This window comes from Streptomyces sp. RPA4-2 (assembly GCF_012273515.2).
Classification (GTDB): Bacteria; Actinomycetota; Actinomycetes; order Streptomycetales; family Streptomycetaceae; genus Streptomyces; species Streptomyces kaempferi.
The window spans coordinates 9,567,933-9,585,299 of sequence record NZ_CP050975.2 but is presented as its reverse complement, the minus strand read 5'-3'; the positions used below and the strand labels follow the sequence as shown (position 1 = coordinate 9,585,299).

General features: G+C 67.1%; 12 protein-coding genes and 2 pseudogenes. 7 read left to right on the top strand and 7 right to left on the bottom strand.

The genetic code is table 11. The features are described 5' to 3' along the window. The first annotated feature begins 30 nt into the window (after positions 1–30). Positions 31–918, top strand: a complete 888-nt coding sequence (locus tag HEP85_RS42330) for a GNAT family N-acetyltransferase (RefSeq protein WP_168532735.1) — start codon at positions 31–33, stop codon at positions 916–918. Between the two features lie 159 nt (positions 919–1,077). After that, positions 1,078–1,881 (top strand): SDR family oxidoreductase, encoded by an 804-nt coding sequence (locus HEP85_RS42325; protein ID WP_168532733.1) that lies wholly within the window; start codon positions 1,078–1,080, stop codon positions 1,879–1,881. A gap of 73 nt (positions 1,882–1,954) precedes the next feature. Here the strand turns inward: HEP85_RS42325 and HEP85_RS42320 are convergent. Then, positions 1,955–2,083 (bottom strand): annotated as a pseudogene (locus HEP85_RS42320) (MerR family transcriptional regulator); the annotation flags it as partial. Between the two features lie 74 nt (positions 2,084–2,157). Continuing rightward, positions 2,158–3,159: a HEAT repeat domain-containing protein gene (locus tag HEP85_RS42315; RefSeq protein ID WP_248002389.1), complete on the bottom strand. Its 1,002-nt coding sequence runs from the start codon at positions 3,157–3,159 to the stop codon at positions 2,158–2,160. A gap of 358 nt (positions 3,160–3,517) precedes the next feature. Here HEP85_RS42315 and HEP85_RS42310 point away from each other — a divergent pair, with 358 nt between their 5' ends. After that, positions 3,518–3,865: a DUF1330 domain-containing protein gene (locus tag HEP85_RS42310; RefSeq protein WP_168532731.1), complete on the top strand. Its 348-nt coding sequence runs from the start codon at positions 3,518–3,520 to the stop codon at positions 3,863–3,865. A 75-nt stretch (positions 3,866–3,940) separates the two neighbouring features. Here HEP85_RS42310 and HEP85_RS42305 read toward each other — a convergent pair whose 3' ends face one another. Continuing rightward, positions 3,941–4,855, bottom strand: coding sequence for a GNAT family N-acetyltransferase (locus HEP85_RS42305; RefSeq protein ID WP_168532729.1), 915 nt, complete (start codon positions 4,853–4,855; stop codon positions 3,941–3,943). Positions 4,856–4,926: 71 nt separating this feature from the next. After that, positions 4,927–5,697 (bottom strand): transposase, encoded by a 771-nt coding sequence (locus tag HEP85_RS42300; RefSeq protein ID WP_168532727.1) that lies wholly within the window; start codon positions 5,695–5,697, stop codon positions 4,927–4,929. Between the two features lie 1,342 nt (positions 5,698–7,039). Here HEP85_RS42300 and HEP85_RS42295 point away from each other — a divergent pair. The 4 genes from HEP85_RS42295 (at position 7,040) to HEP85_RS42280 (ending at position 13,719) form a co-directional block, all read left to right on the top strand. Beyond that, positions 7,040–11,881: a ricin-type beta-trefoil lectin domain protein gene (locus tag HEP85_RS42295; RefSeq protein ID WP_369658083.1), complete on the top strand. Its 4,842-nt coding sequence runs from the start codon at positions 7,040–7,042 to the stop codon at positions 11,879–11,881. 270 nt (positions 11,882–12,151) lie between these two features. Then, the gene (locus HEP85_RS42290; protein ID WP_168532725.1) at positions 12,152–12,631 is read left to right on the top strand and encodes a DUF6193 family natural product biosynthesis protein; all 480 of its coding nucleotides are present in this window, start codon (positions 12,152–12,154) and stop codon (positions 12,629–12,631) included. A gap of 594 nt (positions 12,632–13,225) precedes the next feature. Next, the gene (locus HEP85_RS42285) at positions 13,226–13,354 is read left to right on the top strand and encodes a hypothetical protein (RefSeq protein ID WP_365769223.1); all 129 of its coding nucleotides are present in this window, start codon (positions 13,226–13,228) and stop codon (positions 13,352–13,354) included. A gap of 35 nt (positions 13,355–13,389) precedes the next feature. Further along, positions 13,390–13,719 carry a transposase gene (locus HEP85_RS42280; protein ID WP_168532723.1) on the top strand — a complete coding sequence of 110 codons (330 nt, stop codon included), beginning with the start codon at positions 13,390–13,392 and terminating at the stop codon, positions 13,717–13,719. A gap of 333 nt (positions 13,720–14,052) precedes the next feature. Here HEP85_RS42280 and HEP85_RS42275 read toward each other — a convergent pair. The 3 genes and pseudogenes from HEP85_RS42275 to HEP85_RS42265 all read right to left on the bottom strand — a co-directional run. Next, positions 14,053–14,319 (bottom strand): annotated as a pseudogene (locus HEP85_RS42275) (transposase family protein); the annotation flags it as partial. A 77-nt stretch (positions 14,320–14,396) separates the two neighbouring features. Further along, the gene (locus tag HEP85_RS42270) at positions 14,397–14,957 is read right to left on the bottom strand and encodes an SUKH-4 family immunity protein (protein ID WP_168532721.1); all 561 of its coding nucleotides are present in this window, start codon (positions 14,955–14,957) and stop codon (positions 14,397–14,399) included. Between the two features lie 245 nt (positions 14,958–15,202). Further along, positions 15,203–17,011: a glycoside hydrolase family 76 protein gene (locus tag HEP85_RS42265; protein ID WP_168532719.1), complete on the bottom strand. Its 1,809-nt coding sequence runs from the start codon at positions 17,009–17,011 to the stop codon at positions 15,203–15,205. Between the last annotated feature and the right edge of the window lie 356 nt (positions 17,012–17,367).

Below are 17,367 nucleotides of genomic sequence, written 5' to 3'. Positions count from 1 at the left end.
TGTCCACCCGCAGTACGGAGATCATGAGGCATGCGACCGGATGACTGGCAACTCACCGAAGACGTCGACGGCTTTCTCGCCCGGGCCGGAGACTTCCTGCGCTCGCGGCCCGGCCCGCACATCATGCAGTCGACCTGGGCCGAGAGAGTACGAACGCGTGGGGCGGAGGCGTTCGGCACCGAGGCCCCCGTCTTCGGCATGCTGGAGCGAGCGGGCGCGGTCCACGCCACCTTCTACCGTCTCCCGCCCCATGGTTTCGGCCTTTCTCCTCTGACGTCCGAGCAGGCCGACGCCCTCGCTGCCCATCTGGCCGCCCTCGGTCACGTTCTCCCCTCCGTCAGTGCGGACCGCAGCACGGCCGCCGCTTTCGCCGAGGCCTGGCAGCGGCATACCGGCGCGACGCCGAAACTGCGCGACACACGACTGCGTCTGTACCGCCTCGGCACCCTCACCCCGCCGGACCCGATGCCGGCGGGCCGAGGCCGCCTCCTGGGCGAGCAGGACCTTGAGGAAGTCATGTACTGGTGCGGCGAGTTCGCCAATGCCGTCGGTGAGGACGTTTCCATCGACACCGGCACGTGGGCCGACACCCGCTTCGCCGACAAGCGCTACGCGCTCTGGGAGACCCCGGACGGCACCGGCGTCTCCATCGCGGGCATGAACCCGCTGATCGGCGGCCAGATCCAGGTGGACGTCGTCTACACCCCGGTAGATCTGCGCGGTCGCGGCTACGCGGGCGCCGTGGCAGCGGAGGTGAGCCGGGCCGCGCTGACCGCGGGCGCGAGGGACGTCGTCCTGTTCGCGGACCTGTCCAACCCCACCAGCAACGCCCTCTACCAGCGCCTCGGCTATCACACGCTCACCGACTGGGCGGTGTACGAGTTCTCCAGCGCCCCACCGGAAGCGACCACGGCGTAGTGCCCGCGCTCGGACCCGAGGATGGAGGTGACGGTAACCGGGGACGGGACGCAAGTCCGCTCAGCGCGGGCCGCCCGCAGTGCTGAGGCCGATACCGGGCCGCAGGGTGCCGGGAAAGGCGATTGACGCTCCGGTTCGGGTCAGGAACGATCTCTGACCGTGACGACGAGCAGCGATCACGACCCGTCCGCCCACGGTCGACCCCACCCCGCCACCCGTCCGCTCGCCCTGGTCACCGGCGTGGGGCGCACCGTCGGCATCGGCGCCGGCATCGCCCTCCGGCTGGCAGCGTCAGGCTGGGATATCGCCTTCACCCATTGGACCCCGTACGACGACCGCATGACCTGGGGCAGTGAGCCCGACGCGACCGAAGTGATCAGCCGGGCTCTCACCGCACATGGTGCGTCCATCGCGGCGATCGAGGCGGACCTGGCCGACGCGGACTCCCCGGCACGCGTATTCGACGAGGTCGAAAGGCGGCTGGGGAGTGTCACCGCTCTGGTGATGTGCCACTGCGAGTCGGTCGACTCCGGTCTGCTCGACACCACGGTCGAGAGTTTCGACCGCCACTTCGCCGTCAACGCGCGCGCCACCTGGCTGCTCATCCGCGAGTTCGGACGCCGCTTCGCCGCAGACCCGGGAACTGGCCGGATCGTCAGCCTCACCAGCGATCACACCGTCGGCAACCTGCCCTACGGAGCGAGCAAGGGAGCCCAGGACCGCATCACCCTGGCCGCCGCCCGCGAACTCGCCCACCTCGGCGTGACCGCGAACGCGATCAACCCCGGACCGGTCGACACCGGCTGGATGTCCGAGGAAATCCGCGAGGACTGCGTCCGCCACACCCCGCTCGGCCGCCTGGGCACTCCGCAGGACACCGCGCACCTGGTGGACTTCCTGTGCTCCCGGGAAGGCGAGTGGATCAACGGTCAGCTGCTGATGAGCAACGGTGGCATCGCGTAGCGCTCTGCCGCCCCGCAGCCAACCGCGTTGTCGTCGACGTCAGTTCAACAGCGGCGTTCTCGCACGGGATGGTTCAGGCGACGAGCAGGCGGAGGCCGAGTTCCGCCGCGTCGAGGGCGACGAGGTCGCGGTTGCGCTCCGCCCACCGGCCCGAGGAAAGGTCGTCGCGGAGACTGTTCACTGCCCGCTTCTCGGCCGAAGGGCGGCGATTTCCCACTGCGTTGTGGCGTGGGGGTCTGCCCGGTTCCCGGCCGTACGGGTCGTGCCGGCGCACGGTCAGGACCACGGGTCGTCCGAGCGGTCTTCGGCGTCAGCTGTGTCGGGCTGCAGCATTGCGTGCAGGCAGCGGTGCAGGCCGTTTCTGTGGGTGCTCTCGGCCGCACGCATCCACGGCAGCTGCGCCATTGGCCGAGTTGTCTCGGGGGTGGCGAAATCGTCCAGCATGGAGGGCAGTTCGTCCGGGACCGGCAGGTCCGTGAGGCACAGCCACCCCAGTGCGGCGCTCACCCGTACCTCGGGCGGCCGTGCGGGGTCGGGCCAGCAGGCTCGCAACCACTCCACCGTCGACGAATCCTGGTGCGCCCGAGCCAGCTGTGCGATCGCCAGTACGAGGCCGGCGCGTACGGCCGGGTCCTGTTCGGCGAGCAAACGAGCCTGGAACGCGGAGAGGATGTTCTGCGCGCCTGCGGAGGCGGCCGCCAGTGCGTAGGCGGCGGCGATGCGCACTTCGGGGTCGGGGTCATCGAGCAGGGGCAGGAGGAGATCGGTGTCCGCGGCGATCGCGTCGCGGGCGGCCTGCACCGACCAGTTCTGCAAGTAGCCAGTGACCTCGAAGAACCATTCGTCGTCGCCACGGAACCGCATCATGTCAGCACGCGTGCACACACCCTGGTGCTGCATGCGGGCCACTTCGGCTGTCACCGCCAGAGCCTCGGCGCGGTGGTCGGACTCCGGGTCGGTACCGACCCGGATCAGGAAGGGCACCGTCGGCGCCACCGCGGCCCTCATGTCGTTGGCGCACAGGCCGTTGAGCATGCCGAGGGAACCGCGGACGGCGTCGCCCGAGCGCAGACGCTCCATGTACTCCCGAACGCTGACGCCTTCCGGGAAGCGTTCCCACGGCACCTCCTCAAGCAGGAACCCATCCCTGGCCTCCGTACGGATGCCCGCCACCACCGTACGGACGTCCAGGGGCCCTCCCGCCTGATCGAGCGGATCCCCGTCCACGAACGCCCGCGCCACCGCCTGGTACGCCAGGTCCCTGTCCCGCGAACTCACCGGCAACCTCCATTGAGAGCTCCCCCTCGGGCCCCGCACCGAGACGCTGAAGGAAGGTCGACCATGCAGCTGATCATGCCAGCCGCCGCCGACAACACACCGGGCCGATGACCCGCCGCCTGGGCAAGGGTGGATGGGTTGTCGGCCAGCGGCTTGTGGGGGTTCAGCGAGTTGAAGGTGCGGCTGGGCTCGGTGGAGGTCCTGGCCGAGGCGCCGAAAGACTCGGCCCAGGCGGTGGCGACCCTGATCTTCTCCGATGTGGCTCCCGGCAATTACCCCCGAGGTAATCGCACTGCCCAACCACCTTCACCTACGTTCTGGTCATCGCTCACACCCCCGGAACGAAAGGAAGCTCGTGATGCCCGCTTACGGCTTCGCTCATCTCCGCAGCCGCCGGAATCACTCCGACGTCATCGAGTACCTGGAACGCATCCAGGCAACCCTCGACCCCTTCGCCGGCCGCTTCGTCATCCACGGTCCGCCGGTCGACGTCGTAGAAGGTACGTGGCCCGGCAGCATGGTGCTGATCGAGTTCCCCAGCCTGGCCGAAGCCCGCGCTTGGTACGACTCTCCCGCCTACCGGGCCATCCTGAGATTGCGTACCGACCACGTGGAGGGCGACTTGGTGCTGATCGAGGGCGTCGGTCCGCACTACGACCCGGCCGAGCGAGCTCGCAAGTTGCGAGCGGGCCAGAACGGCGGATGACCCACCCAATGCGGTTGATCTGTCAAGTCAGGTAGCAAGCGGGGGCGCCGGTTCGTCGTGCCGTGGTGAGTCGCGTCAGGCCGCGGAGCGGGGCAGGCTGATGGAACGGCTTTCCTCCACGACTTGATAGCCGACGCTCGTGTAGAGGTTCATGGCCACCTCGTTGCCGCCCCACACTGTGAACATCAGCGCCGAGTCCCCGCCTGCGAGCGTGGCCTGTTCGCCGGCCACCATCGCGGCCCGCCCGTACCCTTTGCCGCGGTGCCGCTCCTGGATGTGCAGCGAGTAGCCGTAGGTCACCCCCGGGAGGAACCCGTGCTTCAACCAGCCGGTGCCGATCTGTTCGCCCACCGCCTCGAGCACCAGGAACGTGTTGTCGGGCGTCGCCAGGCCCTCGGGAATCAGCTTCGCGAAGTCGCGGTCGGACTTGCGTACGGCCTCCTCGGGGCTCAGGGCTCCCGCCCGGACGATGTCGCCGACGTAGGCGACCTTCTCGGAGACGAGCCACTCGGGATATTCGGCCTGTGTCATCGGCCGTGCGGTGACGCCGTCGACGGGTTCGGGCGGGGAACTGACGTGCCGCGTCCTGAGCTGACCACGGACGCGGTAACCGTCGAACAACTCGCCCGCGGGCTCGGTGAGTCGTATGTCCAGCCGGAGTGCGCCGCGCTCCGCGCACCACCCCTCGGCCCAGTCTCGGGCGGCCTGTTCGTGCCCCCGGTCGGTGTGGGGTTCATCGACGCGGAGGTCGCCGATACGGCCCGCGAGTGTGCCGCTGTCGTCGGCCACGACCACGGCGACGTATCCCACGCGGCTCCCGGCGTCCGTGATCTCCGCGACGGTCCAGTCGCCGATGCCGGCGCTTCTCTCGTCGAGCATGCGCTCCGCCGCGGCCGCGCCGAGCCCGGCCGCCGTGTACGAGGTGCGTAGCCGCCGCTCGAAGTCCTTCTGCCAATTCGTGCTGTCACCAAGGATGTTGAATTCCGTCACCTGATCACACTAAGGCTTGTCCCGTAAAGATCTTCGAGCGACCGTGATTGGCTGCTGCCCGCTCTGCTCGTCTATCGGCCAAGGGCGAGGTTGTGCACGCGGGCGATTCCACTCATCGCGTGATGGACGCCGTCGTCCTTCAAGCGGCAGTCGCGGAGGATCTTCCAGGTCTTCATGCGGGCGAAGGTGTGCTCGACACGGGCGCGGACCTGGCGGTGAGAGGTGTTGTGCTCCTCCTTCCAGGCAGGCAGTTCATTCTGCCCGCGCTCGCGGCGGTGCGGGATGATCAGGCCGGTGCCGCGGTAGCCGCCGTCGGCGATGACGGTAGTGCGGCCGACGGCGTCCTTGGCTCCGGACAGTGCCCACGCTTTGCAGTCGTTGCGGTTGCCGGGCAACGGTCGGCCGACCACGACGACGAGTCGGGTGTCGGCGTCGATGACGACCTGATGGTTGGTGGAGTAGGGATAGTTCTTTGACTGCTCGGCCACCGTGTGGTCGCGGGTGGGGACCAGGGTTCCGTCCACCATGAGCACGGTGCCCTTGCGGAACCGCCTGCGGGGCTTGAGCGCGAGCAGGGGGCCGAGGTGGCTGATGATGCGGTCAGCCGCGGACTTTGAGACGCCGAACCGTGGTGCGAGCTGCCGCAGCGTCAAGTTGGTTCGCCAGTAAGCCGTGACCAGCAGCACCAGGTCCTCCAGCGGCAGGCTCCACAGCCGGCCTCTTCGGACCGCGTCAGCTCCTTCGTGCCGCAACTGTGCTACCAACGTGCCGAAACAGCGGGAGCTCAACCCGGTGAACGGGACTATCCAGGACGGCTGCGACGCCGTGATCACACCAGTCACGGCGGGAGCCTCACACGGATCCCCCAGATGCCACGGTTTAGACGAGCACCTATCCTGCCCAGATTTCTGGCCCCTGCTTGACGATGACGAGTCCATGAGCCCGGTCGGATGGCCAGAGATCTACCTGATACAGGAAGTGGTCACCAGGGCCCCCATTGGTGTCGGACGTTGGTGGTCCGGCTGGAACGTAGGAGACCCGAACCCGCCGATGGAACTGGCGTGTGTGCCAGGTGAAGCCACGCCAAGGAACGCAGCCGGTCAACGCCACCGTGTTCAAACCCGTGACCGGACCGGTCCGCTTCGTCTTTCCGACCTTCCACGTCGCAGACCACCGGTCTGACCAGCCCCGATCGAGGTCAAGCTTCGCCCGGCCGACAGCCAGGTCCTCCTCACCGCACAGGAGGGCCAGGTCCTCCCAGCCGCGCACATCCGACCAGAGCGGGCCAGCCACCCTGCCCTCAAGCACGCGCGGGCCTACGGACCCTTCCACGCTGATCTGCTCCATGAGCAGAGAAGACAAAAATAATCAGAGGGCACGGAGCGATTCGACCAAAGAGGTGCCAGCAAGCCAGAAACGCGCGCAAGGGGCCATCCTTCACCGATATTCAGTGCCAACCAGCAGTCACAGAATTCATCGACGCCGCAGGCCATCGTCCACACCTTGTGCCATCCGCGACTGAAATTCCCAGCTCGTGAGCCGCCAGGGCGCCTGCAGACTCGTCCTGTTCGGAACGGGCCGGCTGCTGGCTGAGCACGCCAACGCACATTCGCCTTCAGAGGCGCCGGCTCCCGCGGGCGTATCGCCCTCTCCGATTTTGTGTCGTGACTTGTATCACCTGGTGGCTTGTTTCGGGAAGCGTCGGAGGCTCCAACGTTCGTTCCGTTTCACAGAAACAACACAGGTTTTGCATGGGGTGCACACGTGAACGACGTATTCCGGAACGGGTGTCGTCTCCCCGAAGCGGCGTGTGAGTGTGTCTGTAGGCCCTGAGTTTTTCCTGTTCCGGTCACGTGTTCTGTGTCTATGGTGAGCGCCGCGTGCGGTGGATCTTGACCAGTCCGGACACACGCGTCTGTCATTCGGCGACCGGGGAAACACCGTCGCCCACGGGGAGGGTTGCTTCGCCATGCCGTCATACCGGCCGTCCGCGCACGCTGCTCCAGCCTGCGCTGTGCGCCCCTGACTCCCGCTCAGGACCGCTGTCCTCCCCCTGTCTTCGACCGGGCCTGACTACGCCCGCCCCCCTTGAACGAAGAAAGAGATGCTCTGTTGCGCCCCAGACCGTGGTTGCGTACGCCCGGATCACGAAGATCCGGATTCCTCACTCCCGTCGTCACGTCCGTGGCCGCGCTGGCCGTCCTCGGCGGCCTGGCTGTCCAACCCGACCTGCTCGGCCGTGGAGCGGACGCCGACCCGGCGGCAGCCTCGTACGACTGGAATGTGGACACCGCTGCCGAGCAGTTGCGGCAGGACCAGTGCCTCATGGCCGATGTGCTGCGACTGGGCGGCCCGTCCATGGCCGCTACCGCGCAGGACGGTCTGAACCAGCCCGCGGACAAGCTTCATACGCTCGCCGACCGGAAGAGCTGGGAGAAGACCCCGCTCGCGACCGCGTACCAGACGGACCGGGACGCGGCGGGCAAGGAGCTGGACGCCCTCCATGCTCTCCGGGACGGATGGCAGAAGCCTGCCGTCGGTCTGACGACACCGGCCGGTTTCACCGAGACCGACTTCCACTGGCCTCCGGGGTCACCGGGGGACGGCAAGGAGGACTTCTACGGCCAGACCGGTCTGACGAAATGGACCGCCGACCGGTTCTGGAAGAGCGACGGCGACTTCTATGCCGACTCCACGCCCAAGGCGGACGCGGCGACCCTCAAGGCCGTCGACGACCTGGGCAGCCCTCTGTACGGCAAGGACCCCGACCCGGTCGGGCTGCCGGCCGGCGAGTGGAACCGGGCCCTCGCCGAGCGGGACGCGTTCAGATGGCTGCACGGGGCTCCGGGGGAGAACGCGGGCGCGGACAACGCCCGTATGTTCCTGGCGTCGGGGGGATTTCCCCGTAGCGCCCCGGAGCCGGGCACGGCGGAGTACCGCATCGCCGTCGAGGATTTGAAGTCCCGGTTCGCCGCGTGCGCGTGGCGTGACCCGATCGATCCCGACAACGTGCTGGGTGACGTCTCCGGCACGGCCGCGACGGAGTGGCAGCAGGAGATCGCCTCTCAGGCCACGCAGCGCAACCAGATCCTGAACGCCAACAAGGACGCCACCAAGTCCCTGGCGGCCGGCGCCAAGGCACTGGGTGACCTGCTGGGGTACTCGTGGGTCGCAGACCACCTCGCACGCTGGCAGGACTACTGGTCCGCGGGCGGGGCCGGCTGGGTCGGCGACGCGCCGGCGGTGATCGAGGTGCACGCCGCGCAGGGCAAGTGCCTCGACGTCGAGGGTGCGAATAAGGACAACGGCACCCCCATCCAGCTGTACACGTGCAACGGTTCGGCGGCGCAGGAGTGGAAGGTCTACGGCGACGACCGGGGACTGCACCTGCAGAACGTCAACTCCCAGAAGTGTCTGGACGTTTCGAACAACAACCCGGCCAACGGCACGAAGATCCAGATCTGGACGTGCAGCGGATCCCCGGCGCAGACGTGGGAGTTCAACCTCCGCGCCACCGGCAGCCTGCGCAACGTCGGCACCGACAAATGCCTCGACCTGCACGAGTACACCAACGGCTACAACTCGTGGCTCTACACGTGCAACGGCAGCGGGCCGCAGCAGTTCGACGTCACGCCCTCCGGACACACCGGCACCGTGCCGCCCAAGGCCCAGTTCGACAAGGCCAAGGCCGGCATCACAGCCGCCCAGACGGCGGCGAAGAAGCAGCTCGACGCCCTCAAGACCCAGCTCGCCGCCGTGAAGAAGGCCGCCACCGCCTCGGACACCGCCGAGCAGGCCTCCTACACCATCGCCGACACCAACGGCGCGCCGCGGGGGCGCGGTCTGCTCGTCGGACAGCAGAAGGCTCAGGTCACCCAGGGTGCGGCGGCCGCGCTTGAGGCGATGGTGAAGGCCGGCGAGACCGCCGAGGCCGCCACCCGCGCCTCCGGCGGCGACAGCCAGACCATCGCGGAGCGCGCGCTCGCGCAGGCCGCCCAGGTGAAGGCGGAGTTCCGTAAGAAGGCCGCGGAGAAGGCCGAGTTGCAGGCCAAGGCCGCGGCCGATGCCGCGAAGGTGCACCGCGACAACGCCAAGAAGGACAAGGAAACCGCGGAGGCGAAGCTCACCGACGCGCTGAAGGCCGAGGGCGATGCGAAGGCGGCCGCCGCCGACGCACACGCCAAGCGGCTCGCCGCCGAGGCCGAGGAGAAGACGGCCAAGGCGGAGAAGGAGAACGCCGCCGCCAGCCGGGCCGAGGCCGCCGAGCATCGCAAGAACGCCGAGTCCGAGGCGACGAAGGCGAAGGACGCCAAGGACAAGGCGGAGGCGGCCGAGAAGACCGCCGGGGACCGGCGCGACGACGCCGTCGCGGCCAAGGACAACGCCAAGGCGATGCGCGACGACGCCTGGGACGCCGAGCAGAAGGCCGACGCGGCCCGCGCCAAGGCCGACGCCAAGGACGCCTACGCCGACTCCCTCGACTCCGGCGACGCGGCGACCGCTGCCCGGGCCGCCGCGAACGACGCGGACAAGTCGGCCGACGACGCCGAGACCGCGGCCGGCAGGGCCCGCTCCGAGGCCGACGCCGCCACCCAGGCTGCAGCCGACGCGGACGCCGCGGCCACCCGTGCCGAAGCCGCCGCCACACGGGCCCGCTCCGACGCGGACGCCGCACAGGCGGCCAAGCTGAAGGCCGACGCGGCGGTGAAGACCGCCACCAGCGCGGTCGCCGACGCCATCAAGGCCTCCCAGGACGCCTCCGCCGAGGCCAGAGCCGCGGTCAAGCTCGCCGACGAGGCCCAGCAGCACGCCAAGGACGCCAAGACCCAGGCGAACGCGGCGAACACAGAAGCGGGCAAGGCACTCGCGGCCGCGGCGAAGGCGGCCGGGTTCGCGCACGTCACCGCCCAGGCGGCCGTGGACGCGGGCGAAGCGGCCCAGCAGGTCGCCGATCCCGCCAACGACGCGATCCAGCTCGGCTCTTCCTACGTCGACACCGACTCCGCCGCCGGCCTCGTCGTCCTGACCGGACAGAACTCCAAGACGATCGCCGAACAGCAGCAGGCCGTCGCCGACGCCCACGCCAAGAACGCCGCCGCCGAGGCCCAGGCCGCCAAGAACATCGCCGACCAGGCCAAGGGCGACGCCAAGGAGGCCTACCAGCACGCGGCCAACGCCGCCCAGTACGCCGCCGACGCCCGCACCTACTCCAAGGACGCCCTCGGCTACGCCGCCGACGCCGCCAAGGCCGCGGCAGCAGCCTCAGCGTCCCTGGCCCGCACCATCGACTACGACCAGCAGGCCACCACCGACGCAGCCGCCGCCGACAAGGCCGCAGGCAACGCCGAGGGCTACGCCAAGGACGCCCGCGACAGTGCCGACGCCGCCGAACTCGACGCCTCCGCCGCCCGCTCCGCCGCCACCCAGGCCGAACAGGACGCCAAGGACGCCCGCAGCGCCGCCGACCGAGCCGACGCCGCCGCCACCGAAGCCGAACAAGCCGCCAAGGACGCCGACAAATACGCCAAGGACGCCCAGGACGCCGCCGATCGCACCGAACGGGAGGAAGCCAACAAGGAAGCATCCCAAGGGGCCGGTACGGGCATTCCCGGTGTGTTCGCCGTTCCGGACGAGTCCACCGCCGAGATCGTCAGCAGCAAGCAGATCGGCACCTGCCCGGGGATGCCGGAAGCGGCCTTCCAGGGCTGCAACGCGAAGTACAACCTGGTCGTCACCTACGAGGCCGACTTCTACCTGTGCACCGACGACCAGGCCCAAGCCACGGCGGAGGGGTGCCCGAAGTCGGCATGGCAGTTCCTGAAGCGGGCAACGCTGAAGAACGTCGAGATCGACGGCTGGGCACATCACTTCTCCGGCAAGGACATCGTCCGCGCCGGATGGCAGAACCTCTTTGGCGATACCGCCGGATCGATCCTGTTCTCCGTCTTCGCCGAAGACCTCATGGACTGCATGCACGGCAGCAAGACCGCCTGCGCCTGGAGCATCGCCGCGTACCTTCCGCTCGAGAAGCCTCTGGCCGCACTCGCCGACGCCGTCAAAGCAGTCGACGCCGCCGAAAGAACCGGTATCGGCTTCACCGACGCGTGGAAAGGCCTACGCGCCGTCGACCTCTCCGACGAGGCCATTGCCGGTATCGCCAGGAGAGCCAGCGAAGCTCTTGCCAAGACATGCGAACGCAATAGCTTCCCCGGCACCACGCGCGTACTGATGGGTGACGGCACGACCAAGCCGATCGAGGACGTTCGGATCGGTGATGTGGCTCTAGCCACTGACCCTGAAACGGGTCGTACCGAAGGCCACACCGTCATCCGCACCATCTATACGCCGGACGACACCGACTTCGCCGACATCACGATAAACATCGGCAAAGCACAGATCACCGCCACACAGCACCACCCCTTCTGGTCACCCAGCGCCCACCGATGGATCGACGCCGGCGATCTCAAACCCGGCCAGACCCTGCGCACCAACAACGGCGAGACCGTCACCGTGGTCCGCGTCCACCACTTTCACCGCCTCCACTCCGCCTACAACCTCACGATCGACAACCTCCACACGTACTATGTGGTCGCGGGCGACACGCCCGTGCTGGTCCATAACACGAACTGTACCGATGTGGCACTCGGTGCGCAGGATATGGGGACTGTCAAGTGGGCTTATGACAATGGCTTCACCCACTACATGGGCAAGCTCCCAGACGGGGGAACTTGGCAAGAGTCGGTCATGGCGGCTATCGACAACCCCAATATTCACATTCACGTCAATACCAAGGGATTCGCTGGCGGCTTTACCGGTTCCGCGCTGAGAGGGATGTCGACGGGATCGAAAGCGACCGAGCAGGAGATGGCATGGCTTGCAAAGTCGGTGGTCTCAGGTAAACGGTCATGGAAGTCGATAACCCTCTACGATGCAAACGGAGACGTGCTGCCGTTGGAGGAGCCAGCCTGGTCGACAGACCCCGCCCTTTCCAAGATGTGGCTACTGTGGGGTCCTGATGAATCGTAACCAACAGCGTGGAGAGGCCTGAGAGCCGTGGATATGTCGATGGCTAGCTTCGCTGAAGCTCCAGACGCAAAGTACTACCCAGAGCTAGTGGCGTATGGTGGTCTGTCTCAGGCGCTTCGGCGCCTTGAGGAAGACCGTGGTCTCGACCTTGGAGACGTACGACCTGCCTCGGATCGAGGGCTCAGCGTGTATCGCACTGCCGAGGCTGCTTCGAGTCGTGGACTCATCAGAATTAGCACGGTCCTGAACCGGAGATCCTTTTCAATCTCCATGGACAGTGCCGAGGGTGATTTCGTCTGGGCAAACGGGAGCACGACCGCTCTGGGAGACGTTGCAGAAGTTATCGACGCATGGCGGAGCGGTGTACTTCTTGCGCCTCTGCGTGAGCGCTTTCCATTCATCGAGTTTTCCAAAATGGCTGAAGGCTACGAGTGCGGCGAACCTGCGGAAACCGCTTGGGGTATCCTTTTGGCGGATGATAACCGCATCTCTCATCGTGAGATGCTGGCCGCACTGCGGTCAAACTCTCGCTTGAGTGGCATGTTTCCGTTCTTCTCTCACGACGTCTTGCGGTTGGCTATTGATCCCTTTAAGAGGGATGCTGGTGAGATATGCATCGAACCGCAGGGTAACGGTCGCTTTTCTGTGCAATCATCGTCTGATGGTGAGATTCTGGCTGATGTCGAATTGGCTGATCTTGCCGACATGGCTTCATCATTTTTCGATTCCCGTGGTGAGCTGCGATCGTAAACCTGCACAGCGCAATTGGTCGCTCGGGAAACAGGCGAGAACCCTTCGACGGGCACAGCCTGCCCGACCAACGACAGCACCGCTTCCCCAGCCGAGGAGTGTGGCAGGAGACCTATCACATGGGTGCTTGACAGCAACTGAGTGAGGGTCGTCAGCGAGGCGTCCTCCCGTGCAACGCACGGGAGGACGCCTCGCTGTGAGGGTTAAGGGTCGGTCACTGCCCGGCCGCGCGCCGTCGTCGGTCTCGGCCTGCCGCACCAGCCGCGCAGGGCCTCGGGGTGGATGTCGAACTGGTCGGCGATGTGACACCACGAAGGGCTCGGAGGTCGTTTACTACGTGGGCAAGGAAGTGCTGGTGGTGAAGACGCCATACAACATCCACGCCTTCCAGTACTCCGCCGATCAGTGGGCGCAAGGTGTCCATGGCGGCCGGTACGTCTTGATAGACCCCGGAGGCACACCGTGAGGTCTAGGCCATTCGTACGGCGGGAGGGAACGGGTTACTCCGTCCGGTTCGTCGGCGAGCAGTGCACCGTCGTTAGAGACGCTCTGCTGTGGCTTGCCCATCGACGTGGGGAGGAACCGGCCCTGACTGTGCGAGCAGGTTGCGGCAGGCAGCGGTTGGAGCAGCTCCACGAGCGGCTCGTCACAGGCGAGACCGCGACCTTCTCGCTGGAGGAACTGCACACTCTGCATGCCGTCCTGCTTGAGGTCCCCTCGTAACGTGGAGTCCGTGATACCAGGGGAAGTTGAGGTTCATGGGGTCCAAGCAACGGAAGTACGACGCGGAGTTCCGTGAGGGTGCTGTACGCATCGTGATCGAGACCGGGAAGCCGATCCCGGAGGTCGCCGAGGATCTCGGGGTGCATCCGGGGACGCTGCACAGCTGGGTCTCGCGGTGGCGCCGCAACGGCTCGGCCTCCTCCGACCGGCCCGCGCCCTCCGCCTCGGGCGGCCAGCTGCGCGATGGCGAACGCGCGGAACTGGAGCGGCTGCGGCGCGAGATGACCGAGAAGAACGAGCACATCCGCGAGCTGGAGATGGAACGTGATGTCTTCAAACGCTGCATGGCCTTGTGGGTGAAGTAGCTGCGGCGGACCCGGCCCAGCTGGCCGGAGTGATCAGCGACTGCAAGGTCGAGCAGAACATTCCGCACACCACAGCATGCCGCGTGCTGGGGGTATCGGAGTCGTGGTTCTACAAATGGCGGGATCGGCCCGTCACTGCCCGCGAGGTGCGGCGCGGCCAGCTCACCGACGCGATCAGGCGCGTCTTCGACGCCTCGGGCGGCACCTACGGCTCCCCGAAGATCTGGATCACGCTCGCGCCTAGTGGCGTTCCTTCGCGATACACGTCCCGCCCGGGGGCGTCCGAGTTCGAGCGGATGGCCACTACGTTCTGGAGCAGGCCGGGCGCGGACAGGGCCCGAGCTGGTTCACGATCCGACCTGCGGCCGACTTCGAGATCCCGAACAGGGGAGCCAGCTGCCGCAGGGTCAGGTTCGTCCGCCAGTAGGCAGCGACCAGCAAAACCCGGTATTCCAGCGGCAGACTCCACGGACGGCCCCTGCAGACCAGGTGCGGACCTCCGCGCCGCAGCACGGTGATCAGCTTTCCGAACTGCTTCGGACTCAGCCCGGAGTACGGCGCTGTCCAAGACGGCTCCGACGCCGTGATCACAGCCCCCACAAGAAGATCATCTCAGTGGCTGGCCCGGCATCCCCACGTGCTCCAGATACACGGGCCGTGGCTCTACCGGGCCAAGGTCAGTAGAGCCATCGATCCAGGAGCCCTGGCCAGAGAAACCCCTCGTAGCCCTTGAAGGCCGCAGGATCGACTTCCTTCAGCTCCTCGGCCAGCCGATTCAGCTCGGCGAAAGCCCGCTCTTCCTCCTCTTCGGAGAGGTACTCCTCAGGGCCGTCCGGCTCGCCGAGAAACTCTGAGGCAGCGACGCAGCTGCCGTAACGATGAAGGACGTCGAGCCACACGTCGACACTCGAGTTGGCGAACCATGCCTCCCCGTCCGGCATGACGAAGTAGACCACCCCGGTCTCCGGCTCGACGCCGAACAATGACCGCTCGGCCGGCTCATCGAGATCCGCCTGCTCGGTGAGACGGTAGAGCGGACCGCGGAACGTGAGCAGAACCGGATCAGCCTCGCTCTGAATCACGACTCGCTCGATGAGACGCGGCGCTACCGGAATGCCCACCTCGACTAGCTGCACCTTCATGAAGTCCGGGATCCGCCAGTCGGCCACCACGTCCCGTCTGGCACGCGTGACATGGCCGAGACCGGCCCACTCAGTCAGCTGGTCATACGTCGCCATCGAACGGTCCTCTTCGGTCGGCTGCAGTGCCGACCCTACCGAGCCGGGCCTCTGCTCAGAGCACGGCAGCACTTGCGGGACAACCCTTAGCCAACGCACCCGATCTCCGACCTCGTCGACTACGGCGTGATCGGCGACCTCCTCGCAGCCGTCCCGTAACTCACCGACGAGATCAAGACCCGCAAGGGCTGATCCACAGTGCGTCCCCCGTGCGGGTGCGCCCACCTCCCGAAGCCCGCGGCCGTTCAGCCAGCGGCGGCGGTGAGCGCGCCGAGGGCGCCGGCCTGGGTGCGCCAGTCGGTCTGGTTGGGGGTGGTGCCGGCCCAGCGTTCGCCGAAGGTGTTGAGGGAGCTGCGGTCCTGTGCCCACAGGGTGTCCGCCTGCTTTTGGACGTAGTTCTGGTAAGTGCTGGAAGCGGTGGCCTTCGCTAGGTCGGCGAAGTGCCGCATGAAGATGCCCTTGAACTGCTTCTGGTTGTCGTCGCAGGACGCCGAGCCGATGTCGCAGGATTCGGTGAGCACTCCGGCGCGGGTCAGCGTCGCGCTCGTGATCGCGGCGTCGGCCAGGGTCCGCGCGGTGCTCAGCAGCGAGCTGTCACCGGTCGTCCTCCACAACTCGGTGAAGCCGCCGATGGCCAGTCCCTGGTTGTAACTCCACACGGTGCTGCCGTTGTTGGCGCAGGCCGAGGTCAGCCCGTCGTTCACCAGCCCCGAGGAATTGATCATCCCGCTGGACCTGTACCAGGCCGCGGCCGACTTTGCCCGCTGGAGCCATACGGTGTCGCCCGGGATGCGCTGATGCAGCGCCGTGGTCAGCCAGAGGTACTGCCCGTTGGTCACCGCGTTCTTGTAGGTGCGTTCGCGGTCCCACCACACGCCGCCACCGCACGTGCCGGTGTCCCAGTACCGCTGGACGTACTGGCCGATGGTGACCGCCTCGTTCAGATAGCGGGAATCGCGGGTGTAGTCGTACGCGTCGAGCCAGGCGATGGCCCACCAGCCGGAGTCGTCGACGGCGCGGCTGATGAAGTCGCCCTCGATCGCGTCCGAACTGCGCACGCCGGCGGCGAAGGTGCCCTTGTTCTGGTCGAAGGTGCGCGCGATGACCCAGTCGTAGTCGTGCGTGCCGGTGGTCCTGGCGAAGTCGATGAGGGAGGTGAGGGTGGCGGCGGAGTTCCACCAACTGCTCGGCCACCAGCCGTTGTAGGGGTCGTACGAGGCCATCAGCGCGTCAGCCGCCGCACGCGCTCTGCTCGGCGCGGGCCTGACCCATGCCGTGCAACTGCCCTCCTGGTGACCGGCTTCGCGCCCGCAGGCGCGGACCGCGCCGCCGTAGAGGAGGCCACGCGGGTCGCGGGTGGCGTACATCGCGGTACGGGTGGTGGTGGTCCCGGACGGGATGCTGGTGCGGCCGAGTGAGGAGCCGTCCGGCCAGGTCGAGCCGCCGTCCCAGGAGCGGTCGAGCCAGATCTCGTCGCCCGCACCGCCGGTGTCGATGGCGGCCCAGGCCATGGAGTTCCTCTGGTCGACATGCAGCCGGATCGCGCGGCCGTAGAGGGTGGTCGAGGGTACCGGCTGGTCGTCACCGGCCGCTTGGCCGGCGTCGGTCCCGTCACAGAGGGTGTCGCAGACGCTGGGGTAGGCCCAGTTCGTGCAGCCGACGGCGGCGGCGTCCCCGCAGGCCCGGACCAGTCCTCGTCTGTGGTTGCGCGGGTCGGTGATGTTGTACATCAGTGTCCTGGTACCGGTCCAGGTGGCCGGGATGCTCGCCTTGCCCAGCAGTCCTTCCCAGGTGGCACCGCCGTCCCAGGAGCGGTCAAGCCACACAGAGTCGCCGGTCACGCCGCTGTCGATGCTGGCCCAGGCCATGTCGTCCGTGACCGACACGTGCAGTTCGAGACGACGGCCATTGAGGTCCTTGTTCGGCACCGGAAAGCTCTCCTGGTGGGCCAGCGAAGGATCCTGGGTGTCACAAGCCAGGACGCACACCGCGTTGGCGGCGGCCGCGGGCGTCGTAGCCAGGCCCAGCCCGACGGCCGCAAGAAAAGCCGCCATCAGGTAACTGAGCAGCCGCGGAGGTCTGACAACGATGTCGGATCTTCTTGAAGGCACCTCAACCCGCCTCGATTTCACCATGAGGAGACGTCGTCAGCGGGCCCGTCGTCAGCCGACAGCCTCGATATGCCCGCCAGGAACCGAGCGTTGGTCCATACCTGTCCTCGAAGGAGTGAATAGGCTTGGTGCGACCCTGTCAATACCTCAAGACGGCTGCGATACACAGGAGTTCACGGCAGGCTCGACAGGTTGACACTTCGTTTTCCGGCACCCATCATCGGTGCAACTTCGGCGAGGCACCTCGCACACCCACTGCTCGATCAGTCGTGGCCTTCGTAGGCACATGTTTTGAATCG